The sequence below is a fragment of the Sphingorhabdus sp. Alg239-R122 genome (assembly GCF_900537065.1).
GTDB lineage: Bacteria > Pseudomonadota > Alphaproteobacteria > Sphingomonadales > Sphingomonadaceae > Alg239-R122.
Genome location: NZ_UNRC01000008.1, coordinates 1 through 24,720 on the forward strand (window position 1 = coordinate 1; position 24,720 = coordinate 24,720).

General features: G+C 53.7%; 25 protein-coding genes. 11 read left to right on the forward strand and 14 right to left on the reverse strand.

Annotated features, from left to right (window positions below):
• The 3 genes from G6Q15_RS09080 to G6Q15_RS09090 form a co-directional block, all read right to left on the reverse strand.
• A partial coding sequence (locus G6Q15_RS09080) for a glutamate synthase central domain-containing protein (RefSeq protein WP_275897597.1) occupies positions 1-2,106 on the reverse strand: 2,106 nt, incomplete at its 3' end.
• A 44-nt stretch (positions 2,107-2,150) separates the two neighbouring features.
• Positions 2,151-2,837, reverse strand: a complete 687-nt coding sequence (locus G6Q15_RS09085) for a DUF2059 domain-containing protein (protein WP_164117987.1) — start codon at positions 2,835-2,837, stop codon at positions 2,151-2,153.
• Positions 2,834-4,321, reverse strand: coding sequence for an NAD(P)-dependent oxidoreductase (locus tag G6Q15_RS09090; protein ID WP_240330830.1), 1,488 nt, complete (start codon positions 4,319-4,321; stop codon positions 2,834-2,836). The genes G6Q15_RS09085 and G6Q15_RS09090 overlap by 4 nt, the downstream gene beginning before the upstream one ends.
• A 275-nt stretch (positions 4,322-4,596) precedes the next feature.
• On the opposite strand from G6Q15_RS09090, the gene G6Q15_RS09095 reads away from it, so the two are divergent.
• Positions 4,597-5,442 (forward strand): undecaprenyl-diphosphate phosphatase, encoded by an 846-nt coding sequence (locus tag G6Q15_RS09095; protein WP_164117989.1) that lies wholly within the window; start codon positions 4,597-4,599, stop codon positions 5,440-5,442.
• 40 nt (positions 5,443-5,482) lie between these two features.
• Here the strand turns inward: G6Q15_RS09095 and astD are convergent, their stop codons facing one another.
• Together astD and G6Q15_RS09105 are read right to left on the reverse strand one after the other, a co-directional pair.
• Positions 5,483-6,892: a succinylglutamate-semialdehyde dehydrogenase gene (astD, locus tag G6Q15_RS09100; protein WP_240330831.1), complete on the reverse strand. Its 1,410-nt coding sequence runs from the start codon at positions 6,890-6,892 to the stop codon at positions 5,483-5,485.
• 126 nt (positions 6,893-7,018) lie between these two features.
• Complete coding sequence (locus tag G6Q15_RS09105) at positions 7,019-8,404, reverse strand: protein adenylyltransferase SelO family protein (RefSeq protein ID WP_164117991.1); 1,386 nt, start codon at positions 8,402-8,404, stop codon at positions 7,019-7,021.
• Positions 8,405-8,455: 51 nt separating this feature from the next.
• Here G6Q15_RS09105 and G6Q15_RS09110 point away from each other — a divergent pair, with 51 nt between their 5' ends.
• The 5 genes from G6Q15_RS09110 (at position 8,456) to G6Q15_RS09130 (ending at position 13,712) form a co-directional block, all read left to right on the forward strand.
• Positions 8,456-9,331 (forward strand): alpha/beta hydrolase, encoded by an 876-nt coding sequence (locus G6Q15_RS09110; protein WP_164117993.1) that lies wholly within the window; start codon positions 8,456-8,458, stop codon positions 9,329-9,331.
• A 158-nt stretch (positions 9,332-9,489) separates the two neighbouring features.
• On the forward strand, positions 9,490-10,317 hold the full coding sequence (locus tag G6Q15_RS09115) for a tetratricopeptide repeat protein (RefSeq protein ID WP_240330832.1): 828 nt from the start codon (positions 9,490-9,492) through the stop codon (positions 10,315-10,317).
• Positions 10,314-11,672, forward strand: a complete 1,359-nt coding sequence (locus G6Q15_RS09120; protein ID WP_164117995.1) for a PQQ-binding-like beta-propeller repeat protein — start codon at positions 10,314-10,316, stop codon at positions 11,670-11,672. The genes G6Q15_RS09115 and G6Q15_RS09120 overlap by 4 nt, the downstream gene beginning before the upstream one ends.
• Positions 11,673-11,749: 77 nt before the next feature.
• Positions 11,750-13,138: a ribosome biogenesis GTPase Der gene (gene der, locus G6Q15_RS09125; protein WP_164117997.1), complete on the forward strand. Its 1,389-nt coding sequence runs from the start codon at positions 11,750-11,752 to the stop codon at positions 13,136-13,138.
• A gap of 151 nt (positions 13,139-13,289) precedes the next feature.
• The gene (locus G6Q15_RS09130) at positions 13,290-13,712 is read left to right on the forward strand and encodes an Hpt domain-containing protein (protein WP_164118178.1); all 423 of its coding nucleotides are present in this window, start codon (positions 13,290-13,292) and stop codon (positions 13,710-13,712) included.
• Between the two features lie 9 nt (positions 13,713-13,721).
• On the opposite strand, the gene bfr is transcribed toward G6Q15_RS09130, so the two are convergent.
• The 4 genes from bfr to G6Q15_RS09150 form a co-directional block, all read right to left on the reverse strand.
• A complete protein-coding gene (gene bfr / locus G6Q15_RS09135) occupies positions 13,722-14,201 on the reverse strand; it encodes a bacterioferritin (protein ID WP_164117999.1) in 480 nt (159 codons plus the stop codon).
• A 117-nt stretch (positions 14,202-14,318) separates the two neighbouring features.
• Complete coding sequence (locus tag G6Q15_RS09140) at positions 14,319-14,489, reverse strand: (2Fe-2S)-binding protein (RefSeq protein WP_164118001.1); 171 nt, start codon at positions 14,487-14,489, stop codon at positions 14,319-14,321.
• 96 nt (positions 14,490-14,585) lie between these two features.
• Positions 14,586-15,836, reverse strand: a complete 1,251-nt coding sequence (locus tag G6Q15_RS09145; protein WP_164118002.1) for a DUF418 domain-containing protein — start codon at positions 15,834-15,836, stop codon at positions 14,586-14,588.
• Between the two features lie 27 nt (positions 15,837-15,863).
• Positions 15,864-16,538 carry a nitroreductase family protein gene (locus tag G6Q15_RS09150; RefSeq protein WP_164118004.1) on the reverse strand — a complete coding sequence of 225 codons (675 nt, stop codon included), beginning with the start codon at positions 16,536-16,538 and terminating at the stop codon, positions 15,864-15,866.
• A 300-nt stretch (positions 16,539-16,838) separates the two neighbouring features.
• Here G6Q15_RS09150 and G6Q15_RS09155 point away from each other — a divergent pair, with 300 nt between their 5' ends.
• Positions 16,839-17,621, forward strand: a complete 783-nt coding sequence (locus tag G6Q15_RS09155; protein WP_164118006.1) for a Coq4 family protein — start codon at positions 16,839-16,841, stop codon at positions 17,619-17,621.
• A gap of 9 nt (positions 17,622-17,630) precedes the next feature.
• Here the strand turns inward: G6Q15_RS09155 and G6Q15_RS09160 are convergent, their stop codons facing one another.
• The 3 genes from G6Q15_RS09160 to purL form a co-directional block, all read right to left on the reverse strand.
• Positions 17,631-18,038, reverse strand: a complete 408-nt coding sequence (locus tag G6Q15_RS09160) for a hypothetical protein (protein ID WP_164118008.1) — start codon at positions 18,036-18,038, stop codon at positions 17,631-17,633.
• Between the two features lie 63 nt (positions 18,039-18,101).
• Complete coding sequence (locus G6Q15_RS09165; RefSeq protein ID WP_164118010.1) at positions 18,102-18,461, reverse strand: endonuclease domain-containing protein; 360 nt, start codon at positions 18,459-18,461, stop codon at positions 18,102-18,104.
• A 134-nt stretch (positions 18,462-18,595) separates the two neighbouring features.
• Positions 18,596-20,797, reverse strand: a complete 2,202-nt coding sequence (gene purL / locus G6Q15_RS09170) for a phosphoribosylformylglycinamidine synthase subunit PurL (protein ID WP_164118012.1) — start codon at positions 20,795-20,797, stop codon at positions 18,596-18,598.
• Between the two features lie 132 nt (positions 20,798-20,929).
• Between purL and G6Q15_RS09175 the strand changes: the two genes are divergently transcribed.
• Together G6Q15_RS09175 and G6Q15_RS09180 are read left to right on the forward strand one after the other, a co-directional pair.
• The gene (locus G6Q15_RS09175; RefSeq protein ID WP_164118014.1) at positions 20,930-21,691 is read left to right on the forward strand and encodes an SDR family NAD(P)-dependent oxidoreductase; all 762 of its coding nucleotides are present in this window, start codon (positions 20,930-20,932) and stop codon (positions 21,689-21,691) included.
• Between the two features lie 16 nt (positions 21,692-21,707).
• The gene (locus tag G6Q15_RS09180) at positions 21,708-22,301 is read left to right on the forward strand and encodes a 2-hydroxychromene-2-carboxylate isomerase (RefSeq protein WP_164118017.1); all 594 of its coding nucleotides are present in this window, start codon (positions 21,708-21,710) and stop codon (positions 22,299-22,301) included.
• Here G6Q15_RS09180 and G6Q15_RS09185 read toward each other — a convergent pair.
• Positions 22,298-22,711, reverse strand: a complete 414-nt coding sequence (locus G6Q15_RS09185; RefSeq protein ID WP_164118019.1) for a DUF2177 family protein — start codon at positions 22,709-22,711, stop codon at positions 22,298-22,300. The genes G6Q15_RS09180 and G6Q15_RS09185 overlap by 4 nt on opposite strands.
• Positions 22,708-23,394, reverse strand: coding sequence for a hypothetical protein (locus G6Q15_RS09190; RefSeq protein ID WP_164118021.1), 687 nt, complete (start codon positions 23,392-23,394; stop codon positions 22,708-22,710). The genes G6Q15_RS09185 and G6Q15_RS09190 overlap by 4 nt, the downstream gene beginning before the upstream one ends.
• Before the next feature lie 137 nt (positions 23,395-23,531).
• On the opposite strand from G6Q15_RS09190, the gene G6Q15_RS09195 reads away from it, so the two are divergent.
• A complete protein-coding gene (locus tag G6Q15_RS09195) occupies positions 23,532-23,795 on the forward strand; it encodes an exodeoxyribonuclease VII small subunit (RefSeq protein WP_164118022.1) in 264 nt (87 codons plus the stop codon).
• A 23-nt stretch (positions 23,796-23,818) separates the two neighbouring features.
• Positions 23,819-24,706 carry a farnesyl diphosphate synthase gene (locus G6Q15_RS09200; RefSeq protein ID WP_240330833.1) on the forward strand — a complete coding sequence of 296 codons (888 nt, stop codon included), beginning with the start codon at positions 23,819-23,821 and terminating at the stop codon, positions 24,704-24,706.
• Positions 24,707-24,720: the final 14 nt, after the last annotated feature.

Genomic DNA, 24,720 nt, shown 5'->3' on the forward strand with positions numbered 1-24,720 from the left:
ACATGCTTCGGCACAATAGGCGTTCACTGTGGTAGCGCACAAACCGATCAGAACGGAATAATTATGTGTGTCGTGACATTCGGCTGAACGAACATTCACCGATGCAAAGGCGCGTAGTCCTGTACGGACCAGGTGCGTATGTACCGCGGCCGTTGCCAGGATCATCGCCATGCCGATCCGGTCATCGCTTATGTTTTCGTCCGTCAGGAATATTTCGGTTTTACCTTCGCGCACGGCAGTTTCCGCTTCACTGCGCACGCGGGCAATGGCTTCACGTAGCTGTTCAGGGCCGCCGTCGGCAGGGAAAGTGCAATCAATTTCGGCCTCTATGCCTTTGAATGCGGTTTTCAGGCGGAACCAGTCATTGGATGTGGTGACGGGGGTATCAAGCACCAGCACATTCTCATTCTGACCATCCTTGTCGAGGATATTGGCCAGATTTGAAAATCGTGTCTTCAGGCTCATGACGTGGCGTTCGCGCAAGGAGTCAATTGGCGGATTGGTCACCTGGCTGAAATTCTGGCGGAAAAACTGGCTCACCGTGCGCGGCTTGCCGCTTATGACAGCGAGCGGTGTGTCGTCCCCCATGGAACCGATGGCTTCCTTTGCATCTTCCACCATAGGCGCAAGGATCATTTCCATGTCTTCAATAGTAAAGCCGGCGGCGACCTGCCTGCGGCTAAGTTCGGCCTTGTTCCAGATCGGTGTCTTGCTACCCCTAACCTTGGGCAGGTCATCTATGCCGCGAAAGCCGCTGACCAGTTCTTCATAGGGCTGCTCGGCAGCAATCCGGTCTTTGACCGCACGGTCGTGGAACAGCTTGCCATCTTCCAGATCGACAGCGATCATTTGTCCCGGACCCAATCTGCCTTTCTCGGTGATGCTGCTTTCAGGCACAACCACCATGCCGCTTTCCGATCCGATAACCATCAGATTATCGGACGTGACCGTATAGCGCAGCGGACGCAGCGCATTGCGGTCCACCCCGGCCACGGCCCAGCGGCCATCGGTCATCGCGAGCGCGGCGGGACCATCCCATGGTTCCATGACGCTGGCCATATATTGATACATGGCAGAATGTGATTTGGGGATATCGTCTACATGCTGCCATGCCTCGGGGATCAGCATGATTTTTGCGGTTGGTGCTTCGCGGCCCGAACGGCAGATTGTTTCGAACACAGCGTCCAGTGCCGCAGTATCAGAAGCGCCAGCCGGGATAACCGGCTTGATGTCCTCACTATGTTCGCCAAAAGCGAGGCTGGCCATTTTTATCTCATGGCTTTTCATCCAGTTCTTATTGCCGCGGATAGTATTGATCTCGCCATTATGGGCGAGCGTGCGGAAGGGTTGGGCCAGCCACCATTGGGGGAAGGTATTGGTAGAATAACGCTGGTGAAAAATTGCCATGCGGCTTTCAAAGCGTGGATCCACCAGATCGGGATAAAAGACCGACAGGCTTTCGGCAAGGAACAAGCCTTTGTAGACTATCGATTTGCACGACAGGCTGCAGATATAAAAATCATTCACTTGCGCTGCGATAATGCGTTTTTCAATGCGTTTGCGGACCAAATAGAGCTTCTTTTCAAACTCCTGTGCACTCTGTTGTTCAGGCACAGGTCCGGCAATCATGATCTGTTCAATCTCAGGACGCGTGCGCTGTGCCTTGTCGCCAATCACTGTGACATCAACCGGAACCTGCCGCCAGCCATAGATGGTATAGCCTGCGTGAATCAGCTCGGCCTCGACAATGGTACGGCAGCTTTCCTGTGCATTCAGGTCCGTACGCGGCAGGAAAACCATGCCCACAGCAAGTTGCCCTGGCAGTACCTTGTGTCCGCTATCGGCAATTGCATCGTCAAAAAAGCGCGCCGGAAGGTCAACATGGATGCCAGCGCCGTCACCCGTCTTGCCATCGGCATCGACTGCGCCGCGGTGCCATACGGCTTTCAGCGCATCAATGGCGGCCTCAACCACACGGCGGGAGGCAATGCCGTCGGTTGCGGCAATCATGCCGACGCCGCAGGCATCACCTTCATATTCGGGGCGATACATGCCGTCTTTGGCCAGACGCGCATGTTCGGATGTGGGATGGTAAAACTCTGTCATAATATCTCAGTATAATCTGATGGTTTCGCTCGGTTCAGGCCGTGTCACGCTGCGTCATCCACCCTTTCATCATCATCCTGTTCCGGCTCGGGCGGCGGTGGCAGGTGGGCCGTTGCCTCCTCCACTTTCTGCATGATCTGCGGCATGGCGGACATCATTTCGGGAACAAATGCCTGCATGCTTTCCATGAATTTGGGGTCGGTGTAGATCAGCATGGATTGTGCGGCATAGGATTTGCCGGTGGGCGTTGTAAAAAACGCATTCAGGTCATTGAGTTCCGCCAGACTGAACCGCTCCGCATAGATAGCCGTCATGTTTGCGCGGACAGTTGGTTCGACTTTTTCCATGAGAGGTATCATCTCCCGGGTCATCACTTCGGACGTGACCTTCATGCGTTCACGAAAATGCGGGTCCGCCTGCTCGATTACCTCACCAAGCGTTTCGTCGCTTTCTTCCACTTCCTTGCCACTTCCCTTGACAATATCAGAGGCGCGCATGTCAAACATGCTTTCAAACATGGCGTCCATCATCTGGTTCATCGTGCCTTCCATCATCTTGCGATAGGTGCCAAGTGGCCAGATGCTGTCAACAACCCGTTGTGCAGCGGCGAGGTGAACTGAGTCGGCTTCGCTATGTGTACGCCTAGTGCCATCATTTTGTGCCATAGCTGGTACGGGAACACCGCAAAGCGCCACTGCCGTTGCTGTGATAAATAGGGTCTTCCTGATCATGCTGCTTTCCTTTCCGATTTTGCCTTTGCGCGCATAAATGCGTGCATATGTTGTGCAACGTCGCGGCCATCGCGTATCGCCCATACGACAAGCGATGCGCCGCGTACGATATCACCGGCGGCGAATACGCCATCCAGATTGGTCATCATCGATTTATGATCCACACGCAATGTCCCCCAGCGGGTGACGCTGAGGTCAGGCGTGTCAAACAATGTGGGTAACTCTTCCGGATCAAAGCCCAGTGCCTTGATAACCATGTCCGCCTTAATTGAATATTCGCTGCCCGGTTCGATTTCAGGGGCGCGGCGGCCACTTGTATCGGGCCCCCCCAACCGCATCTTGCTGACCTTGACGCCGGTGACTCCTTCCGTTCCTTCAATGGCGACAGGTGCGGACAGCCAGGCAAATTCAACGCCTTCTTCTTCGGCGTTGCTAACTTCGCGCTGTGATCCAGGCATATTTTCGCGGTCGCGGCGGTACAGGCATTTGACCGACTTTGCACCTTGGCGCACTGCCGTGCGAACACAGTCCATCGCCGTGTCGCCGCCGCCTATCACCACTACGTCCTTGTCTTTTGCGTCAAGCGTACCGCTGTCAAATTCGGGGACATCATCGCCAAAGCCCTTGCGATTTGATGCCGTAAGATAATCAAGTGCGGCAAGCACGCCTTCTGCGCCGATACCCGGCACCCTGATATCGCGGGCCTTATACACGCCTGTCGCAATCAGGATGCTGTCATGTTTGGCGCGCAAATCATCCATGCTGGATGTGCCGCCCACCTCAAAGCAGGTGTGGAAATGGATGCCTGCATCAATAAGGCGCTGTACACGCCGCTCGACAACATGTTTTTCCAGCTTGAAACCGGGAATGCCATAGGTGAGCAGCCCGCCTGCCCGGTCATGCCTATCGTAAACATGCACTTCATATCCTGCGACACGGAGATATTCCGCAGTCGTAAGTCCAGCCGGACCAGCCCCGATAATGCCTACGGATTGTCCGCGATCTGCGCTCACTTCGATGGGTTCAACCCAGCCGTTTTCCCATGCCGTGTCGGTGATATATTTTTCGACCGAGCCGATTGTGACTGCACCATGACCGGAAAATTCGATCACGCAATTGCCTTCGCAGAGCCGATCCTGCGGACATATACGCCCGCAGATTTCAGGCATGGTTGATGTTGCATTCGACATTTCATAAGCGTCACGAAGTCGCCCTTCTGCTGTCAGGCGGAGCCAGTCCGGGATATGGTTATGCAAAGGGCAATGTGTAGAGCAATAAGGTACACCGCACTGTGAGCAGCGCGCAGACTGGTCAGCAGCAGTTTCGGCGGCGTAACGGTCGGCAATTTCCTGAAAATCCTCAGCGCGTTTTTCGGCAGCACGCTTATCCGGATAACTTTGCTGCTGCCGCACGAATTGCAGCATATCCTTTTTTGCAGGCTGTTTTTGCGCAGAAGCGGGGGGTGTATTTTTTTTCTGTGGCATATTCTGCGGCATATGACAGCGCATGGAATGAGTCACGCAGAAAATAGATAATATGGCAGTATTACTTACCTAAAAATTGTAGATTTTTGTGAAATGTAGTAAAATAATATTTTTTTGTTATTAAATTATATCCGATTCGGACTTATTTATTTCGAGCTGCTTTTAATTATACGCACCATAACTCCAATCTGGACATTTGCACGAACACACGGCATTGCGAGAGTTTGGAACATTGATCCATTCCATCAGTTCTTATGTGCGAGAAAGCGGACGCAATGACATTTATCCATATGCTGCTGATTGCCATAGTGCAGGGGATTACCGAGTTCCTGCCTATATCTTCTTCCGGACATCTTATCCTGCTGCCTATATTCATGGATATGGAAGATCAGGGGCCAATGATTGATGTGGCCGTGCATGTGGGTTCACTACTCGCTATCATGGCTTATTTTTTCAAAGACGTCTGGGGCTTGGCTAGAGGCGGGTTTGCGAGTGTGGGTATCGGAAAGGCACCTGCAGAGCGCAGGCTTTTCTGGTGGATTGTGCTGGGCACAATTCCTGCTGCCCTGTTCGGCCTGGCTATTAAATTGGGTTATCTGAATGGTGTTGCAAGCGATGTGTTTGGCCTGTCTTTGCCAGATGGCAATCTGATGGAAGGGCTGCGCTTTACCGACCTGATTGCCGTCAACCTGATAGCTTATGGTATTTTGCTGGGTATTGCGGACCGGTTCGGGCGGTCGGACCGCAGCTATGAGGATATGCAGCTTAAAGATGGTATCATTGTCGGTATGGCTCAGGCACTGGCGCTCATTCCGGGAACCAGCCGCTCAGGCGTAACCATGACCGCTGCACGCTTTCTGGGTTTTGGCCGTGTCGAGGCGGCGCGCTTTTCGTTCCTGCTGTCAATTCCTGCAGTTGCGGGTGCAGGAGTACTGATCGTTCCTGACCTGCTGGATGCAGGCGGAGAGTTGCTGAAAGAAGCGATTATAACCGGCACGCTCACATTTGTGGCGGCATTTGCGACGATGGCGTTCCTGATGCGTTTCCTGCAGAAAGCATCGATGACAGTGTTCGTGGTCTACCGGATATTGATGGGTGCGGCGCTGCTGTATTTCTTTTGATATTCGTGAAAGCGCAGGCAGATATTCGACTGTCAGGTAGTTATCCGTCCTTCAGGCCGACACCGATATTAGCGCGCGGCTGTTCCATTTCCGCTGATGCCACCGGATATGCGCAATAGTCCGCTGCATAATAGGCGCTTGGACGGTGATTGCCGGACAGGCCGACACCACCAAATGGCGCGGCGGAAGATGCGCCGTTTGTCGGTTTGTTCCAATTGACAATGCCCGCACGGATATTGGCCCAGAACTGATTATATTCCTGCGGCGTGCCGCCAACCAGCGAGGCTGAAAGACCAAAGCGTGTGTTATTTGCTTCGGCAATGGCCTCTTCGAGAGATGTGACGCGAATGACCTGTAGCAGGGGGCCGAACAATTCGATATCGGGCCGCTCCTTGATATCCGTCACATCAATAATACCAGGTGACAGGAAGGGCAGGCTGTCATCACGGCGCACCATGTGCTTGATGGCCTTGCCGCCATTGCTGAGCAGGTAGAGAAAGCTGTCGGTCAAGCCATCGGCGGCTTCATTATCTATCACCGGTCCCATAAATGGCGCGGGATCAGCAAAAGGTTCATCGACAATCAGGCGGTCAGCAAGTTTTTTGGTCTCAGCAATGACTGCATCATACATGTCCTCATGAACAATCAGACGTCCGGCGGCCGAGCAGCGCTGCCCGGCAGTAGTGAATGCGGATTGGATAACCAGCGTCGCCGCGTCCTGTACCTTGGGCGTGTTCATCACGACCATCGGATTATTACCACCCATTTCAAGCGCAATCAGCTTGTCTGGCCGTGATGCGAGTGCGCGGTTAATGGCAATGCCCGTGGTAGCGGAACCGGTGAATAGTATGCCGTCTACATCTTCATGTGCGACCAACCCTTTGCCTTCATCCGCTGCGCCTATCAGAAGCCGTACCACATCTTCAGGCACACCTGCTTTGTGCAGGCATTGTACCATGATTTCTGCTGTGGCGGGTGTTTTTTCCGATGGTTTGAAAACGACTGTATTGCCCGCAATCAGGGCGGGGACGATGTGGCCATTGGGCAGGTGCGCAGGGAAGTTATAGGGGCCAAGCACTGCCATCACGCCATGTGGTTTGTGCCTCAGCGCCATCGAACCGCCCAGCGCGGCATCAAGTTTCCGGTTGGGTGTGCGCTCACCATAGGCATTGATGGATATTTCTACCTTATTGATCACGGCCTCAACTTCCGTGCGGGCTTCCCATAGGGGTTTACCCGTTTCACGCGCTATGGTCGTCGCAAGTTCATCGCTTGCTGTGCGTATTTCGTTGGCATAGCGGCGGACCAGTTCGCAGCGGTTGGCGAGGGGGCGTGCTGCCCATGCTGTCCATGCCGAGCGGGCACGGGCCACCTCTTCGTCAACATTGCCGACTTCGTGTCGCCAGAATTCCTTGCCGGTAGCGGGTTCAGTTGAGATAAGTTCGGACAAATGCAGGTCCTTATATATGCAATATGATTTGAATTGCGGCGCAAATTAGAGCGGACGGCGCGCGATAACAAGGGTTTGTTATCCACTATCCGGTTTGGCATGCAAATGTTACAAATTGAGAGGTTTTTAATTGCTGCGTAAAGCTGCACCCATTGTGCGAACATCGCGAATTTTTTGCTGCAAAAGGTTCCAGTCATTGTCATCTGCAATGGCATCCCAAATGGTTTCCACCTCATCGATCAGCATGGATTGTGGTTCACTGCCCTGCCAATAGCCATGGCCGCGTGAACGCGACGACGTATATGTTTTCATGTGCTGCGCAAAGTCTGTTCCAGCTTTGCTGGTGGATATCTGTTCGGATGTATCTCCGCCCATCCAGTCAAAGAAAAAACGGTCAATGCCAATATCATCCTGCCGCATCATTGCTTCCGCGGCGGCAATCATGCTCCGGTCGGGTTCCAGCCCTTTTGACTGGACGCCCAGCCGCCAGCAGAAATGCTCTGCAAGCGCTTCCTGATAGAGCGGTGCAAACTGCTCAAGCGCTTCGATCAGCGGTTCTGCCGGGCATATCAGGCGCAGTGCGACGGCTAGTTGGCCAAGGTTCCAGTGGATGGCTTCAGGCTGACGGCCAAAGCTATATAGCCCCTGCTGGTCAAAATAGGCTGCGGTAAAACCGGCATCCCATTTGGGGGTGAAACGCCATGGCCCGTAATCGAAACTTTCACCCGTAATGTTCATATTGTCAGTATTGAGTACACCATGCACGAATCCTGCGACCATATAGCTGGCAGCAAGCTTTGCCATCTGCTCAGCCGCGCGGTGCAATAGCAAAGCTGCGTCATGCTCTGCGCTTTCGCCGCCATAGAAATTGTTGAGGCTATAACGAACAAGCTGCCGCATCAATTGTTCGTTTTCCTCAAACGCAATGCGCTGAAATGTCCCGAAGCGGATATGACTGTGGCTGAGCCGAACCATGACTGCTGAACGCGTGGGAGAAGGTTCATCATTGCGCTCCAGGCTTTCTCCCGTTTCGATCAACGAGAACGTCTTGCTGGTTTCCACGCCCAGCGCTTCCAGCATTTCGGTCGCAAGTATTTCGCGCACACCGCCTTTTAGCGTTAGCCGTCCGTCACCCATGCGGCTCCATGGCGTTGTGCCAGAGCCTTTGGTGCCAAGATCCATCAACCTGTCTTTATGGTCGCGCATCTGTGCAAACAGGAAGCCGCGTCCATCACCTATTTCCGGATTATAGTGCCGGAATTGATGGCCATGATAGCGCAGCGCCAATGGTTGCTGCAAATTACCCGGCAATGGCGCAAACCGGCCAAAATGATCCAGCCATCCGCTGCCATCCAGATGTTCCAGCCCGACAGCACGCGCCCAGCGGTCGTTACGATACCGCAATATTGTCTTCGGAAAGTCAGCAGGTTTGACCGGATCGCCTATGTCAGGCCTCAATTCCAGTATGCTGCGTACCGGACGGTAGGAAGAATCTTGCGGTTGGAGGTTCATACGGGCATTAGTGGCGATGAAGCGATACCAATGCAATGATGAAGACATGATATGACAGCATATACAGATGGTTTCTGGTGGTCGAATGACGGGTTGCGGTTGCATTACCGGGACTATGCCGTCGCACCTGAAAATCAGGATAGGCCGCCCATCATCTGCATCCCCGGTTTAACGCGTAACGCGAGGGATTTTGAAGCATTGGCAGAGCGGTTTGCGGGGGCATGGCGTGTGATATGTGTTGACCTGCGCGGGCGCGGTGAGAGCGCGTATGCCAAGGACCCGATGAGTTATGTCCCGCTTACGTATGTACAGGATATGGAAGCGTTGCTGCGCGATCTGAAACTACGGCAGTTTGTGGGTTTCGGAACGTCACTCGGCGGTATCATAACCATGCTTTTGGCTTCCACCCGGCCTGGCCGTGTCATCGGTGCACTGCTGAATGATGTGGGGCCGGAGCTTGATCCTGAAGGATTGTCACGCATTCGCGAATATGTAGGGCAGGGGCGCAGTTATCCGACATGGATGCATGCCGCGCGTGAACTGGCTGATACGCAGCAGGGTATTTATCCTGATTTCACGGTTACAGACTGGCTGGATTTTGCAAAAAGACTCATGAAGCTGACACCGGGTGGGCGCATAATTTTCGACTATGACATGAAAATTGCCGAACCTTTCCTGATTCCCGGCGGCGAAGCTGGTGTTGACCTATGGCCAGCCTTTGGCGCGCTCAAAAAAGTACCGGCGCTTGTGGTGCGTGGTGGCGAATCGGATATATTAAGCGCGTACGCGGCGGAGAAGATGGTGGGAAGCCTGGATCGCGGAAAATTTGCCGAGGTGCCTGCCATTGGTCATGCCCCGAACCTTGATGAACCAATTGTTTTATCAGCCATAGATGAATTGCTGGAAGATATTCGGCAAAACCTTTAACGAACCGCTTTCATATTGCATTCAGTTTGGAAACAGCAGATTGCGAGGCTATGAAACCGGTAACGGAAATTTAGCAATGGAAAAGCCCGCGCTGGCGCGTTAAAGAGCGCATAAGCATATACGCAAATCAATATTTTACATAGTAAGGGAGGCAGGCTTTGGCCCTTGGACCTCAGAATCCGGCAAGCCCCGGAGACGATAAGAATAAAGAAAAAAAAGATACCGAAAATGATGTCTTCATGCGCGAAGTCGATGATGCGCTGCGTGAAGACCAATTGGCAAATTTCTGGGAAAAATATGGCCGCTGGCTGATAGGGCTGGTGGTATTGGGCCTTGCTGCCTTTGCCGGGTGGCTGATTTACCAGAATCAGCAGGAAGAAGCGGCCGGAACTACTGGCGAAGAATATATGACTGCCATTGATGCCATTACCAAGCGGCAGAATTTGGACGGAGCCAGCGAGGTGCTGAAACCACTCGAAGAGTCCAATAGTGAGGGATATCGCGCGGCATCGAAAATGCTGCAAGCCGGAATCATGCTGGAAAAGGATCAGGTCAAGGAAGCCACGAGAGCCTATGGCAATATCGCGTCTGATGAAAATCTGCCTCAGATATATCGTGATGCGGCCCTTATCCGTCAAACAGCAGCCGAGTTTGATGCATTGAAGCCGGAGACAGTGGTTGCGCGGCTCAAACCTCTGGCCGTCCCGGGCAATGCCTGGTTTGGCAGTGCCGGTGAAATGACTGCGATTGCATATATCAAGATGGAAAAACCGGATATGGCTGGTCCACTTTTTGAACAGCTGGCAAAAGATAAGAATGTACCCGAATCCATACGTGATCGTGCGAAGCAGATGGCCGGGCAATTCGGAATTGACGTTATTGATGATGAAGAAGCTGAGGCTGTAGCGAAAGCTGCAGGCGTATCGGTTACAAGAGGCGCTGATGCGCCCGCAGCCGCTCCGGCAAGCGAAGGAACAAGTGAATGAATATTCTGCCTGAACGTATAAAGGGTCGCTATCTGGCCAAATCTGCGCTTATTGTTGCGGCAACAGCCATGCTAGCATCATGCGGCATTATTGGCGGTGATGATGGCCCGAAGACAACTCCCACAGTGGGTAAGCGCATTCCGGTTCTGTCGCGTGTTGAAAGTGGCGCAGAGGTTGATCCCAGCCTTGCCGGTACAAATGTTATTTATCCTGCCCCTGTCGCAAATTCCGGCTGGACACAGCCGGGCGGCAATGCAGCCAAAGCCATGGGACATGTGTCACTAGGTGCCAATCTGAGTCAGGCTTGGAGTGCCAGCGTGGCCGGTAGTACAAAACGTGTCCGCTTGGCCGCAGCACCTGTTGCAGAAGCGGGCCGGGTATATCTTATCGACACATCGGCAGTTGTCCACGCATATGATGCGGGCAACGGCGGCAAGGTTTGGTCAACAGGGCTCCGGGTAGAAGGTGATGGTCAGGAATCCGTTTTTGGCGGCGGTGTCAGTATTGATGGTGCACGCGTATTTGCGACCAACGGTGTAGGCGAAGTTGCTGCGCTCAACAGCACTGATGGTTCTATAATCTGGAAAGTAAAGCCAGCTGGCCCACTGCGCGGTGCGCCAACATTGGCGTTCAACAGCGTTCTGGTGATGACGCAGGACAATCAACTCTATTCGCTTAATGCTGCAGATGGTTCTGTGCAGTGGAACAAAGCGGGTAGCCTAGGCCAGGCGGGTGTGTTTGGCGTGGCTGCTCCAGCCGCGGGGCAGGGAACTATTCTTGCTGGCTATTCATCGGGCGAACTGAACGCCTATCGTTATGAAAACGGACGCGACGTCTGGGGCGATGCCCTGTCGCGCACCAGTATTTCCACATCGGTTGCAACGCTATCCGATATTGATGCCGACCCTATTATTAACCAAGGGCGTGTTTATGCCCTGGGGCAGGGTGGGCGCATGGCCGCTTATGAACTGATAACCGGCCAGCGTATCTGGGAACTTAACATTGCAGGCATCTCTACGCCGGCGATTTCGGGTGAATGGATTTTTACGCTGACCGATGATGGTCGCATGCTATGCATTGCGCGCTCGACCGGCAAAGTGCGTTGGATCGCGAAACTGCCGAAGTTCCGTAATGAGGAGAAAAAGAAAGACCCCATTCTCTGGACTGGTCCTGTGCTGGCTGGCGGCCGCCTGATTGTCGCGAGTACGCAAGGCGGTGTAGTGTCGATATCAACGGGTGAGGGTTCTATCTCCACGCTTTTCAATTTGGGCGAGTCTGTTTCGCTTCCCCCGATGGTAGCGGATAACACGCTTTACATACTTGATGATAGCGGACGCCTTACCGCCTTTCGCTAAATAGATTTCCATATTTGGTTGCCGCGCGTCAGCATCGCTGCTGGCGCGCGGTCTGTTTTTAGGATATTGCCCCGCACATGTTACCTGAAATCGTCATTATCGGACGTCCCAATGTGGGCAAATCCACTCTGTTCAACCGGTTGGTGGGTAAGAAAATCGCGCTGGTTGATGATCAACCAGGCGTAACGCGTGATCGCCGTATAGGTGATGCCGATTTGCTCGACCTCAAGTTTCAGATTGTCGATACGGCGGGTTATGAGGATGAAGATGCCCAGTCCCTGCCCGGACGGATGCGGATGCAGACAGAAGAAGCCATCAAAGGAGCAAGAGCGGCGCTTTTCCTGATTGACGCCCGTGCCGGTATTACACCGCTTGATAGTGAGATTGCACGCTGGCTGCGTAGCAGTGATACGCCAGTCATTCTGGTCGCGAACAAGGCGGAGGGCCGTGCTGCAGAAGCAGGGTTGTTGGAAAGTTACCAGCTTGGCTTGGGGGACCCTGTGGGTTTGAGCGCCGAACATGGCGAAGGTCTATCGGACCTGTTCCAGGCGCTGCGCCCGCATATTGAGGATGAGGACGGAAATGCGCATGATCAGGCGGAAGAGCTATTACTTGATGAATTTGGTGATCCGATAGGGCCACTCAAACTGGCAATTGTCGGACGGCCCAATGCTGGTAAATCAACCCTGATCAACAAGATATTGGGCGAAAATCGTCTAATCACAGGGCCTGAAGCGGGGATTACCCGTGACAGCATTTCGATCGATTGGCAGTGGCAGGACCAGGATGGCACACTTCATGACGTGCGCCTGATTGATACTGCGGGCATGCGCAAGAAAGCGCGTGTGCAGGAAAAGCTGGAAAAACTGTCCGTTGCCGATGCCCGGCGGGCCATTGATTTTGCCGAAGTCGTCGTCCTGCTGCTCGATGCCACCAAAGGCCTGGAATTGCAGGACCTTAAAATCGCTGACCAGGTTCTGCAGGAAGGCCGCGCACTTATCATCGCAGTCAATAAATGGGATGTCGCCGAAGACGCGAGCTATCTGTTCAACGGTATACGTGCGGCGCTTGATGAAGGCCTGGCACAGGTAAAAGGCGTGCCATTGCTTACTGTATCGGCGATGACCGGCAAGGGTGTCGACACCATGATCGCAAGTGCGCTTGATGTGCGCAAAGCATGGTCACGCCGCGTACCAACGGGTATTTTGAACCGTTGGTTTGAACGCGCGGTTGAGGATAATCCGCCTCCTGCTCCGGGCGGCAGGCGCATAAAGCTACGCTATATTACCCAGGCCAAGACGCGTCCGCCGGGCTTTGCAATTTTCGGCACACGGCTTGATAAACTACCCGAAAGCTATCGCCGTTACCTGATTAACGGGATTCGGCGAGACCTGGGCTTCGGTGCGGTTCCGGTGCGACTCAACCTGCGCACTTCGCGCAATCCTTTCGACGACAAAGGCACATAAATCATTGTCATATCTGGGCAATAATGCCGGTGAATGCGATCCTGCGCGCATTTGCACATTATCCAACCTATCAACCTTGTTTTTACTAATAGGCCCTATCGTGCATCATGTCGGGCATTATGATAGTGGAGAATTCAAGGTGAACGAGACTATGACGCCTATTGTGAACTGGACGACTTTTTCGGAAGTGCGCACTGCTCTGGGTGCGGATTTTGTACGTATACTGGGCTATTTCCGCGAGGACGGGACCAAATCGGTTGCGGCGATTGAAGAGGCAATGCGAGCCAAGGCGGCCGCGCAACTTGTCCTGCCCGCGCATACATTGAAAGGCGAATCTGCACAGTTCGGCGCTGAAAGACTGTCCGAACTTGCGGAAAAAATTGAAGTTGTCGCGCGTAAATGTGTCGAACTCCGTCAGGAACCCGACGAGCTTTTGCAGCAGGTGGTCGGACTACGTGATCTTTTCGAGGATTCACTGGGTCAGCTCGAAAAAGAGACCAATCCACTGGTTGAACGCCGCGCTACGGACAGGAATCCAGCTATGGTCGCCAATCACGGTTTTGGTAGAATATAGACCCGGCCGTTAGCCTTCTGCCGGAGCAGATTGCAACTGAACATAATTTTCCAGTCCCATGCGCTCGATCATCTCAAACTGCTGTTCCAGCGTATCGACATGATCTTCTTCGCTGGCCAGAATTTCTGCAAACAGATCGCGGCTGACATAGTCGCGCACACTTTCCGCATATTCGACAGCGTCTTTGAGGAGGGGAACCGCCTCATTCTCAAGCGCGAGGTCGGCCTTTAGTATCTCCTCAACCGTTTCGCCGACTTTCAGTCGCCCGACCAGCTGAAAATTTGGCAGGCCTTCCAGAAACAAGATGCGGTCCGCCAGTTTGTCGGCATGCTTCATCTCGTCGATGGATTCTTCATATTCAAACTTGGCCAGTTTGGAGATGCCCCAGTTATCGAGCATTTTATAATGCAGGAAATACTGGTTAATCGCGGTCAACTCGTTCTTGAGCGCCTCGTTAAGGAATTCGATGACTTTTGGATCACCCTTCATGGCTATATTCTCCCGCTGGCAAAATAATCACCACGGATATAGCCGGAAGATGAAGGTTAGGATAGCGCAAAGTGCAAAAAAATTCAGCTTTTCTGCGGGTTTGCGAGACTGCTATTGCTACGCGGTCGCAGCTTCGGAATTGATAATGGTTTGCGCAAACGACAGGCACTGGCCACATTTGGGCTTGCGGCCGAGCTTGGCATAGATATCGCTGGGCTTGCCACTGCCATCACGTGCTGCATCACGCAGTTCTTTTTCCCGGATAGCGTTGCAGACACATACAACCATTGCGAATCATTCTCCTTAAAAGAATAGATAGCGCTAATGAGAATATCTCGCAATAGCAAAGTGTAAATTATTCTCGCGTGGATTGTTTGTGACGAGTTAGGCCTTCGCTTCTATCCGCATTGGTTGAAAACTGCCCCGCGCTAGCGAGCGCCAGAGCCATTCCAGCGGCCCATAGCGAAAGTTTTCCAACCAGGGCTTCGACCAGAGCAGCATTAGCGCCCACATGCCAACGACGAACAGGTAGAGTTCCCAACGCCCTACTGAGCCATATAGCCCCAGGCCCCATCCGTAGAAGATAAAGGTCATGACAATGCTGGTGCCCAGATAATTTGTGAAGGCTGCGCGCCCTGCTGCTGCTACGCGGCGCATTAATGCGCTACGGGCATATTTCTTAACCAGTAACATGAAAAATGCGGCATATCCGATAGTCATCAGTAGCCGGGGAGGCATCGACCATGCGATACTTGCATTCAGGGCAATAACTGAATCAAAACCGTTAATGTAAATAAAATACCCGAGCGCCGCATAAATCAGCCCGCCCAGAACCAGACTCCATAATGCCCATTTGCGGTAAAGCGCCTGTTCCGCCTGACCTAGCAGAAAACCGTTTTTCAGACAGGCCATTCCGATCATCATCAAGGGCAGGGTTTCGAAAATGAGCATTAGCGGATTAACCAATGGCACATACCAATCTTCGGCAAATTTCTTTGATACTATATCCATGTAACTGCCGGTATGGAGAGCCACTTCTTTTGCTGTAGCGGCAGGAGACCATTCTGCAATCATATTATTATATTCTGTCACTACAGCCTGCGGGGCATCTGGAGCAGAGGCTGCCATCTGCAGGAATATCATTGTGCCGATGCCGAGTGACAAGAGTACAAACCCCACCATATAAATGCCGATAGCCCATTTGATGAGCTTTCCAGATTGCATATTGCGGAACAGGAAAGCGATGGAGCCGATCAACGCGTATAGGAAGAGAATGTCACCCCACCATATAAAGAAGAAATGGAAGAGGCCAAATAAAGCGAGCCAGAACATACGGCCGTAATGCGTTTTTGCCGGACTGCGGCCTTTTGCCTCTGCGCTGGCGATGATGAGCATCATACTGGCACCGAATAACAAAGAGAACAGCCCACGCATTTTGCCATCCACCAGTATGAAACTTGTAATCCATGCGATCAGATCCGGTGCATCTGTGCCGCCGTATATGGCGGGGCTCATATAGGCCATTTCTGGCATGGCAAATGCTACGATGTTCATCGCCAATATACCCATCACGGCAAAGCCGCGCAGGGCATCAAGCTCCAGAAATCTCTGATTTGCAGGTGCAGTTGTGGCCATTAATCCCTCCCCTGTATTAGGCGGATATTACAGCCATGAACTGATCTGGTCCAGAGGTTTCTTGACTGTCGCATGCACCGGGACGGTGGCCGTTTTCGACGGCTTGCCGACCACCAGGATCATGGCGGCTTTTTCATTGGCCGGACGCTCACATACTTCATTCAGGAATTTCATTGGATTGGGTGTGTGAGTCAGCGTGGCAAGGCCCGCATCATGCAGCGCGGTAATCAACATGCCAGTGGCAATACCGACGCTTTCATTCACATAATAATTCTGTTTCATTTCACCCGGATACATACCGCCCTTGCGTTGCCCGAAAATGACGATCAGATATGGCGCGGTTTCCAGGTAGGGTTTGTCATCATCGGTGCCAAGGGGCGCGAGCGCTTCCAGCCATTCCTTACCCGCTTTGCCTTCATAAAAGGCCTTTTCTTCGGATTCGGCTGCGTCGCGGATCGCCTTTTTCTTTTCCGCACTTTCGACAATCGCAAAATGCCATGGCTGATGGTTGGCGCCATTGGGCGCGGTACCCGCGGCCAGCAATGCCGTTTCAATCACTTCGCGTGGGACAGGTGTGTCGGCAAAATCACGGCATGTGCGGCGTTTTTTGATAGCATCATAAAATGCATGTGCGCGGGCAATACGCTCTTCGTCCGAATAATCGGGAAGCTCAGTATAGGGGATTGTATCATGCGGTTTCATATCAAGTTGTCCATTTCATACTTCCAGCACGCAGAAATTCCTTAGCTTCGCATAGCTTCGCATAGCTTCGCACCAAGGAGGCCGTGTTTTGTGCGGATTTGACATCTTTCCTGTTGGAAAAGCGTAGTTTGTTAAAATCCAGCGAGAATGCATAGCGACAGACATCGCCGTAGGACAGTATTTTTTGACTTGAAATATCTGCATAACCTTCTTATTAACACTATTGTAAGTAATGATGCTTCAACCAAGAATTGCATCAATCGCCCCGAATTTATTCCTGCATATAAGGCCAAGAGTAACATGACCGACCTTCCCCTGATCCACCCCGACCGTCCCGGCGCACGGCTACGCCCTGTCAAGGCGTTCCAGCATTTCCGCAAGCTGGTGGCGGACAAGGAAGATACGGAGCAGGTGTTCCATGTCACCAATTACTTGCGCGGCAAACGTTATGTGAAGGAAGCGGGGGCGTTCCTGAAAACACCGCTGGCCAAGCGCCTGCGCGAAAGCGGGGAGTATTTGCCCAACCTGCTGGATGACCATGATGTGCTGCGCAAAATGCCGGCGGGTTCGCTGGCGCATGCCTATGCCGACTTCATGGAGCGTGAGGGACTGAGCGCAGCTGGCCTCGTCGCTGAACAGAAAAGTTTTGCGGCGAAGGTGACGCAATATGATGACCAGCTTGAATGGTATAACAACCGCATGCGCGACACGCATGACATGTTCCATATCATCACCGGCTATGGCCGTGACCCACTGGGTGAACTGGCGCTGCTCGCCTTTTCCTATGCGCAGAACAAGAGCCTGGGTTTCCTGTTCATCGCATGGCTGGGCGCGTTTGAGGAGCGCAGGGTAGCGCCGAAAGATACGCCGATTTTCAGGGCGATCCGCGAAGGGCAGCGCCATGGCAAGCTGGCTCAGAAAATCGGGCATCAGGATATTGTGGAGCTGTTGCCTCTGCCGCTGGAAGACGTGCGGGCAAAGCTTGGCATCAACAGTCCGGATACCTATCAGGCAATTCTCAAGAGCTATGACGAGGCAGGCCTGGATGCCAATCATCTGTTGGGTGAGGCACTTGCGGCCTAGCTTCCTGCACTAGCGCAGCTCTTTGCGGATCACGAGTTTCAGGCCGGACCAGATCGCGTCCACCGCGCATACCTTGATATCGACAAAGCCCATGGGCAGGCAGATTGCACGGATTGTGTCTTCAGTAATGTCGGTTGGGACTTTTGATGCCTTTTTCGGCCAGCTGACCCAGACCTGCCCGGCGGGATCGATAAGGGTGCGCAGGGCCGTAAGGTGCGCTTCCAGAATGCTACGTTCTTTTACGAAAATATGCGCGGCATTCATGCCTTGTGTCGGCGCGTTCTCTTCCAGCAGCGTTAGGCCATAACCGTCAATTTCGGCCCGCACGCTCTGCGGCATATCCGCAAACCACACCCGCATGCCTTCTTTCAAGGTCAGCTTCTTCGCAAGCGGCGTGGCGGAATATCCGGTAGGCATTACCAATCCTCCCTGCGGCGTAGCCGTGGGGAGGGGGACCATCCGCAGGATGGTGGAGGGGCTTTATAACTTCGTTTCAGCATACCGCACAATTCTATCTGCCACTTCCTCAGGATTATCCAGAACATCTTTTGCTGCAATACGGATTGTCTCGATATTCTGTTCTGTAAGAAATGCATCCCGGCTTGCATCATATTCCGGCTGCCTGCCCATATCGTGCACAATACCGTCAATCTCGATAGCAAGCTTGGCAGAAGGACAATAGAAATCGAGAATATATGGGCCGACAGGGTGTTGCCGACGGAATTTTATGCCCATGGGTTTTGTGCGCAGGATTTGCCATAGCAGCACCTCAGGCAACGTCATTTCGCGGCGGAGCCTGCGGGCTTTGCGCACAGTTCTGCCTGTTGTCGATTTTGCCATTTGCCCCTCCACCATTTTGCTGTCGCAAAACGGTTCCCCTCCCCACGGCCTTGCCGCAGGGAGGATTTGGTATTTGATCCTCCCTGTTGCAAAGCAATGGGGAGGTGGCCCGCGCAGCGGGTCGGAGGGGTCTCTTAGTCCCCCATCCAGTCCTTAAAGAAACTCTTATGTGCAGCGCGGAGGTCGGTGAGTGATACATCTGCTACGCTGCTGCCGCCAACCGTACCGAGTAGCACCGCATTCTCGATGCTTTCATCCTTATCCGTTACAATCGCGTAACGCCCCTGATCTTCACCAAAGGCAGCGGCTGTCGAAAGTGCCACATCCAGCTTGCATCCCATATTGCCTGCCAGCGCCATTTCAGTGAGCGCAACAAGCAGCCCGCCGTCGCTGACATCATGCACTGCCTTGACCTTGTCTGATGCTATAAGCGCGCGGACTGCATTCCCATTTTTCAGCTCGGTTGCCAGGTCAATGGCGGGGGCAGCGCCGTCCTTGCGGTCATGGCATTCACGTAGCCAGACCGTCTGATCCAGACAGGAATCTTCACCACCTAGCAGCCAGATTTTGTCGCCTTCATCCTTAAACCCGATCGTCATCATTTTATCGATGTCTTCAATCAACCCAATCCCGCCAATTGCGGGTGTCGGCAGGATTGCTTTGCTTGATCCGTCATCGGCCTTGGTCTCATTGTACAGGCTCACATTGCCGCTGACGATCGGCATGTCGAGCGCTTTGCACGCCTCTGCCATGCCCTCAATCGAGTGTACAAATTGGCCCATGATATGCGGTTTTTGCGGGTTGCCGAAATTCATGCAGTCAGTGGTGGCCAATGGTTTTGCGCCCACTGCGGTCAGGTTGCGGTAACATTCGGCAATGGCCTGTTTGCCGCCTTCATACGGATCGGCATAGACATAGCGCGGGGTGCAGTCGGTGGAGATGGCAAGACCCTTGTTTGTGCCGTGCACGCGCACAACCGCCGCGTCGCCGCCTGATTTCTGTGCAGTGTCGCCCATCACCTGGCTGTCATATTGTTCCCAGATCCATTTGCGGCTGGCTAGCGCGGGGCTGGCCATCAGCTTGAGCAGGTCTGCACCGATATCGGTGCTTTCGGGAATGTCGCCCAGCGGCTTGATATCTACATGCGCCTTATACTCCTCGCGCGATAGATGCGGACGGTCATAAAGCGGTGCGTCGCTGGCAAGTGGGCCGAGCGGGATATCGCACACCGTCTCACCGCCAAAAGTGAGCACCATACGCTTGGTGTCGGTGACTTTGCCAATGACCGCGAAATCGAGTTCCCATTTTGTGAAAATCGCTTCGGCCATTTCCTCACGCCCGGGTTTGAGCACCATCAGCATGCGTTCCTGGCTCTCGCTCAGCATCATTTCGTACGGCGTCATACCTTCTTCGCGGCACGGCACCTTGTCCATGTCGAGCACGATGCCGACTTCACCATTGGTTGCCATTTCGACGCTGGAGCTGGTCAGGCCGGCCGCACCCATGTCCTGGATCGCGACAATTGCGTCTGACGCCATTAGTTCCAGGCACGCCTCAATCAGCAGTTTTTCTGTAAATGGATCGCCGACCTGCACGGTCGGGCGCTTTTCCTCAATCTCGTCGTCAAAATCGGCGCTGGCCATGGTAGCGCCGTGGATACCATCGCGGCCGGTTTTGCTGCCGACATAGACAATCGGGTTGCCGACGCCGCTGGCTGCGGAATAGAAAATCTTGCCCTGATCTGCGATGCCGACGGTCATCGCATTGACGATGATATTGCCATCATAGGCCTCGTCAAAATTGGTTTCGCCGCCCACAGTTGGCACGCCGACACAATTGCCATAGCCGCCAATACCCGCGACCACGCCCTTGACCAAATGCTTCATCTTGGGGTGCTCAGGCCGCCCGAAACGCAGCGCGTTCATATTCGCCACAGGCCGCGCGCCCATGGTGAATACATCGCGGAGGATACCGCCCACGCCGGTCGCCGCGCCCTGATAGGGTTCGATATAGCTAGGGTGGTTGTGGCTTTCCATCTTGAAGATCGCCGCCAGCTTTGTTCCATCCGGTCCGTCACCAATATCGACGACGCCCGCATTTTCGCCGGGCCCGCAAATCACCTGCGGTCCTGTTGTGGGTAGTTTTTTCAGGTGCAGGCGCGAAGATTTGTAACTGCAATGCTCCGACCACATGACCGAAAATATGCCGAGTTCGACCAGATTGGGCGTACGGCCCATCGCAGCCAGTATCCGTTCATATTCCTCTGGCGACAGGCCGTGCTGTTCGACGACTTCGGGGGTTATCTGATCGGGTGATTCTAAGGTCTGGGCTGTCATGCCCGATGCTTTAGCGAAGCCGCCACAATTGGGCTAGAGGGCAATTGCCACAAAGCGCTGAATCTATCTCGAACTTGACAGAAGCTGCAAATATAGTTTTAATATGCAACTTAATTTGCATGGAGGTTGGACATGGCGGCAGGTGACAATAGCGCGCGTGACAGGGGTGCGCGTGACAGGGCGATCCTGGTAATGGGCGCGGGCGATGCGATCGGCAGCGCGATCATGCGGGCCTTTGCCGCCAAGGGTTATATTGTGTGCGGCGCAAGGCGGGACGGTGAAAAACTGGCCCCCATTCTGGAACAGATCCAGGGTGCAGGCGGAAATGCCCATGGGTTCGGCTGTGACGCGCGCGATGAAGAGCAGGTTGCTGACCTGTTTGCAAAGATTGAGCTTGATATCGCGCCGCTGGACGCCGTCATATTCAACGTGGGGGCCAATGTGCCGATGAAAGTGGCCGACACCGATGCCCGCAAATTTCGCAAGATATGGGAAATGGCCTGTTATGCCGGTTTCCTGACCGGCCGCGAGGCGGCGAAATACATGGTGCCGCGCGGGGCGGGGTCGATCCTGTTCACTGGAGCCACGGCAAGCGTTCGGGGCAGTGCGGGCTTTGGCGCCTTTGCCAGCGCCAAGCACGGCCTGCGCGCCTGGGCACAGAGCATGGCGCGCGAGCTGGGACCGCAAAACATCCATGTCGCTCATGTGGTGATTGATGCAGCGGTCGATACGGCATGGATATCCGAAATGCTGCCCGACTATGAAGCGCGCAAGGCAGAGGATGCAGTAGTAGGCCCTGATGCGCTGGCGGCAAACTATGTCATGCTGCATGAACAACCACGCAGCGCATGGACGCATGAAATTGACGTGCGTCCATGGAAGGAGACATGGTGAGGCAGGAGTTTTCCATATGACAAAGACTATCGAGTTCCTGTTCGATTTTGGCAGCCCGACTTCCTACCTGGCCTATAAGCGGTTGCTGCAACTCGCTGATACATATGACGCGCGGATCAGCTATGTGCCGATCCTGCTAGGCGGGGTGTTCAAGGCGACAGGCAATAGCAGCCCGGTCATGGTGCCCGCCAAGGGCGCCTATATGCTGAAACATGACATGCCGCGCTTTGCGAGGCGTTACGGTGTGGAAATGAACGGCAACCCGTTCTTCCCGATCAATACGTTGGCATTGATGCGCGGTGCCGTTGCGGCCCAGGACATGGGGTGCTTTGATGCGTATGCCGCCGCCGTGTTTGATGCGATCTGGGCAGGCCAGAAAAACATGGGCGATCCCGTCGTGGCTGGCGAAATCATTGCCGCGGCGGGGATAGATGCGCAGCGATTGCTGGATCTGGCGCAAAGCACGGATATGAAGTCAAAATTGATTGAGAATACCGAAGTCGCCGTGAAACGCGGCGTATTTGGTGCACCCACAATGTCTATCGGCGACGAATTTTTCTTTGGCCAGGACCGGCTGGACTTTGTCGAGGAAATCCTGGCCGCAGGCTAGGCCGCTGCCGCAGATACTTTCATTGTAACCCATGTGCCAATCGCCGCCGCCGTTCCGGTGGCAAAAGTGCCCCAGATAATGTCAAGCACGGTGATTTTTGTGCTCCATGTCTTCAGCGTCGCATAATTGGTAAGATCATAGGTCGCGTAACAGAAAAAGCCCAGCAGTCCGCCATAGATCAGCGCTGTCACCCATTCACCCGATCGAAAAGCAGGATGCACAGCAAAAATCACGATGCCCGCGATATAAAGGACATAGAATATTGCGGCGGGAATAATACGAAACTGGTCGGCAAGCAGGTCGCCGAGTATCGGCCGGTAAAGATTGGGACCCATTTTGCTGAGCCAGATTGAATCAAGAATGCCAAATGCGATGGCAACGGCGAAATAGGCAATGAGATATTTGGTCACATTATTCCCCTGTTTCTGTGTACCCTGCTTTTGCCCGTCCATGCCGCCAAAAGGGCAAGAACCGCAAATGCAGCCAGCGCAGTGACTGCCATGTCTGCGCCAAACTGGACAGGCGGCTCTGCAAACCAGTTGAACAGCTGCACAGCCAGCAAGGCGGTAATGAGCAAACGTAGCCGCCACCGGCCTGTTCCACGTTTTTGTCCGGTCAGTTTGATATAATAGAAAATGGCACCACCAATCAACGCCAGTTCAAGCGGAATTGCAATCCGTGGACAGTCCCAAAGGCCCAGACCAATTTTGTCACCGCCGCCTGCGAGAGTCAGGTCGGGAATATGCACCAGCAGATCGATAAACCAGTGGCTGAGTACGATAAGCCCGGCCCATATTGATGCTGTTTTATGCCGGGTTGCCAGATAGACAAGCACCGCAAAAACTGCGCCCCAAAGCAAAGTGCCAAGCAGACTGTGCGTATAAGGCATATGATACAGGTCCATGGAGTTCATGGCGCTGATACCAGGGGTAATGCGCATTTTCTCTATGCCAAGCAGGGTGAAGGCGAAAAAACCGAAATCGACCAGCTGGGCTGCCACGAAAAATGTGCCTAGACCCGGCGCATTGGTCTTCGAAGTATTCCTGACATGTGCAGCAGCGATAAATGCAGGTGCGAAATGACCAATAAACATGGGGCGACTCCTTCCCGAACTCTGCTAGTTTAGTGGCAGTTACAGAAATAGCGAGAGGTCATGAGACCATCTGTTTCAGCCATAATTTCATGTCTTGCGCCTTGACCATGGGCCTGCGTGTCGCCATTGCTAATGTCATGAGCGACACACCAGAACAACAGACACCCGGGAACCTTGCATCGCTGAGTTTTGAGGATGCGCTGAAGCAGCTTGAAGATATCGTCCGCAAACTTGAAAGCGGAGATGTTCCGCTGGATAGCTCCATCGACCTGTATGCGCGAGGCGATGCGCTGCGTGCGCATTGCCAAAAACGGTTGGAGGCAGCACAGGCACGGATTGAAAAAATAGCTGCTGGTAGCGATGGGAAAGCTACCGGAACGCAACCTTTCGATACTGAATAATCATGCGCATCGCTGAAACGGATATGACCCTTTTGCAATCGGCCTTTGCTGATGTTGCCAAAGAGGTCGACCTATGTTTTGCGAGTGCACTTGCTACGCCTGATGACCCACGCAAGCGGCTGTTCGAAGCGATGCGACATGCCGCCATTGGTGGCGGAAAGCGGGTCCGGCCATTATTGCTGACAGGGGTTGCGGACATGCACGGGGTTGATCGCGCGGTTTCAGTACGTGTGGCAACAGCGATTGAGGCTATTCATGTCTATTCTTTGATCCATGATGATTTGCCATGCATGGATGATGATGATCTGCGCCGCGGCAAACCGACGGTACACATTGCCTATAGCGAGGCCATTGCCGTGCTGGCAGGGGACTCGCTGCATGCGCTTGCTTTTGAAATATTGGCTGATCCGAAAACACATGGTGACGCCTATGTTCGCTCCGAACTGATCGCGGCGCTGGCACAGGCAAGCGGTCCACACGGGATGGCTGGCGGGCAGATGATGGACCTGGAAGCGGAACACAGCAGGTTTGACCTGCCTACCGTGACGCGGTTGCAGCAGCTTAAGACCGGGGCGTTGATTGCCTCTGCTGTTGAAATGGGTGCAATATTGGCGCGAATTGCTCCAGAAGGACGCATGGCGCTGCGTGGTTATGCCCGCGATATTGGCCTGGCTTTTCAGATTGCCGACGATCTTCTTGATGTTGAAGGCGATGAGGAATTGGCCGGTAAACAGCTGCACAAAGATGCTGATGCGGGCAAAGAAACGTTCCTGTCGCTAATGGGCGTTGAAAAGGCACGGCAGCAGGCACACATGCTGGTGGAGCAATCGATTGGCCATCTTTCTGGCTATGGTGAAGAAGCTGATTTGCTGCGCGCGCTTGCCCGTTACATTGTGGAACGCGACCGTTGAAGAGTGCTGTGCCG

What these genes read in the sequence shown, in the direction of transcription:
- G6Q15_RS09085 (WP_164117987.1), bottom strand. Translation starts at nt 2,837, where the DNA reads ATGATCAGGAAGACCCTATTTATCACAGCAACGGCAGTGGCGCTTTGC.
- G6Q15_RS09090 (WP_240330830.1), bottom strand. Translation starts at nt 4,321, where the DNA reads ATGCCACAGAAAAAAAATACACCCCCCGCTTCTGCGCAAAAACAGCCT.
- G6Q15_RS09095 (WP_164117989.1), top strand. Translation starts at nt 4,597, where the DNA reads ATGACATTTATCCATATGCTGCTGATTGCCATAGTGCAGGGGATTACC.
- G6Q15_RS09105 (WP_164117991.1), bottom strand. Translation starts at nt 8,404, where the DNA reads ATGAACCTCCAACCGCAAGATTCTTCCTACCGTCCGGTACGCAGCATA.
- G6Q15_RS09110 (WP_164117993.1), top strand. Translation starts at nt 8,456, where the DNA reads ATGACAGCATATACAGATGGTTTCTGGTGGTCGAATGACGGGTTGCGG.
- G6Q15_RS09120 (WP_164117995.1), top strand. Translation starts at nt 10,314, where the DNA reads ATGAATATTCTGCCTGAACGTATAAAGGGTCGCTATCTGGCCAAATCT.
- der (WP_164117997.1), top strand. Translation starts at nt 11,750, where the DNA reads ATGTTACCTGAAATCGTCATTATCGGACGTCCCAATGTGGGCAAATCC.
- G6Q15_RS09130 (WP_164118178.1), top strand. Translation starts at nt 13,290, where the DNA reads ATGACGCCTATTGTGAACTGGACGACTTTTTCGGAAGTGCGCACTGCT.
- bfr (WP_164117999.1), bottom strand. Translation starts at nt 14,201, where the DNA reads ATGAAGGGTGATCCAAAAGTCATCGAATTCCTTAACGAGGCGCTCAAG.
- G6Q15_RS09140 (WP_164118001.1), bottom strand. Translation starts at nt 14,489, where the DNA reads ATGGTTGTATGTGTCTGCAACGCTATCCGGGAAAAAGAACTGCGTGAT.
- G6Q15_RS09145 (WP_164118002.1), bottom strand. Translation starts at nt 15,836, where the DNA reads ATGGCCACAACTGCACCTGCAAATCAGAGATTTCTGGAGCTTGATGCC.
- G6Q15_RS09150 (WP_164118004.1), bottom strand. Translation starts at nt 16,538, where the DNA reads ATGAAACCGCATGATACAATCCCCTATACTGAGCTTCCCGATTATTCG.
- G6Q15_RS09155 (WP_164118006.1), top strand. Translation starts at nt 16,839, where the DNA reads ATGACCGACCTTCCCCTGATCCACCCCGACCGTCCCGGCGCACGGCTA.
- G6Q15_RS09160 (WP_164118008.1), bottom strand. Translation starts at nt 18,038, where the DNA reads ATGCCTACCGGATATTCCGCCACGCCGCTTGCGAAGAAGCTGACCTTG.
- G6Q15_RS09165 (WP_164118010.1), bottom strand. Translation starts at nt 18,461, where the DNA reads ATGGCAAAATCGACAACAGGCAGAACTGTGCGCAAAGCCCGCAGGCTC.
- purL (WP_164118012.1), bottom strand. Translation starts at nt 20,797, where the DNA reads ATGACAGCCCAGACCTTAGAATCACCCGATCAGATAACCCCCGAAGTC.
- G6Q15_RS09175 (WP_164118014.1), top strand. Translation starts at nt 20,930, where the DNA reads ATGGCGGCAGGTGACAATAGCGCGCGTGACAGGGGTGCGCGTGACAGG.
- G6Q15_RS09180 (WP_164118017.1), top strand. Translation starts at nt 21,708, where the DNA reads ATGACAAAGACTATCGAGTTCCTGTTCGATTTTGGCAGCCCGACTTCC.
- G6Q15_RS09190 (WP_164118021.1), bottom strand. Translation starts at nt 23,394, where the DNA reads ATGTTTATTGGTCATTTCGCACCTGCATTTATCGCTGCTGCACATGTC.
- G6Q15_RS09195 (WP_164118022.1), top strand. Translation starts at nt 23,532, where the DNA reads ATGAGCGACACACCAGAACAACAGACACCCGGGAACCTTGCATCGCTG.
- G6Q15_RS09200 (WP_240330833.1), top strand. Translation starts at nt 23,819, where the DNA reads ATGACCCTTTTGCAATCGGCCTTTGCTGATGTTGCCAAAGAGGTCGAC.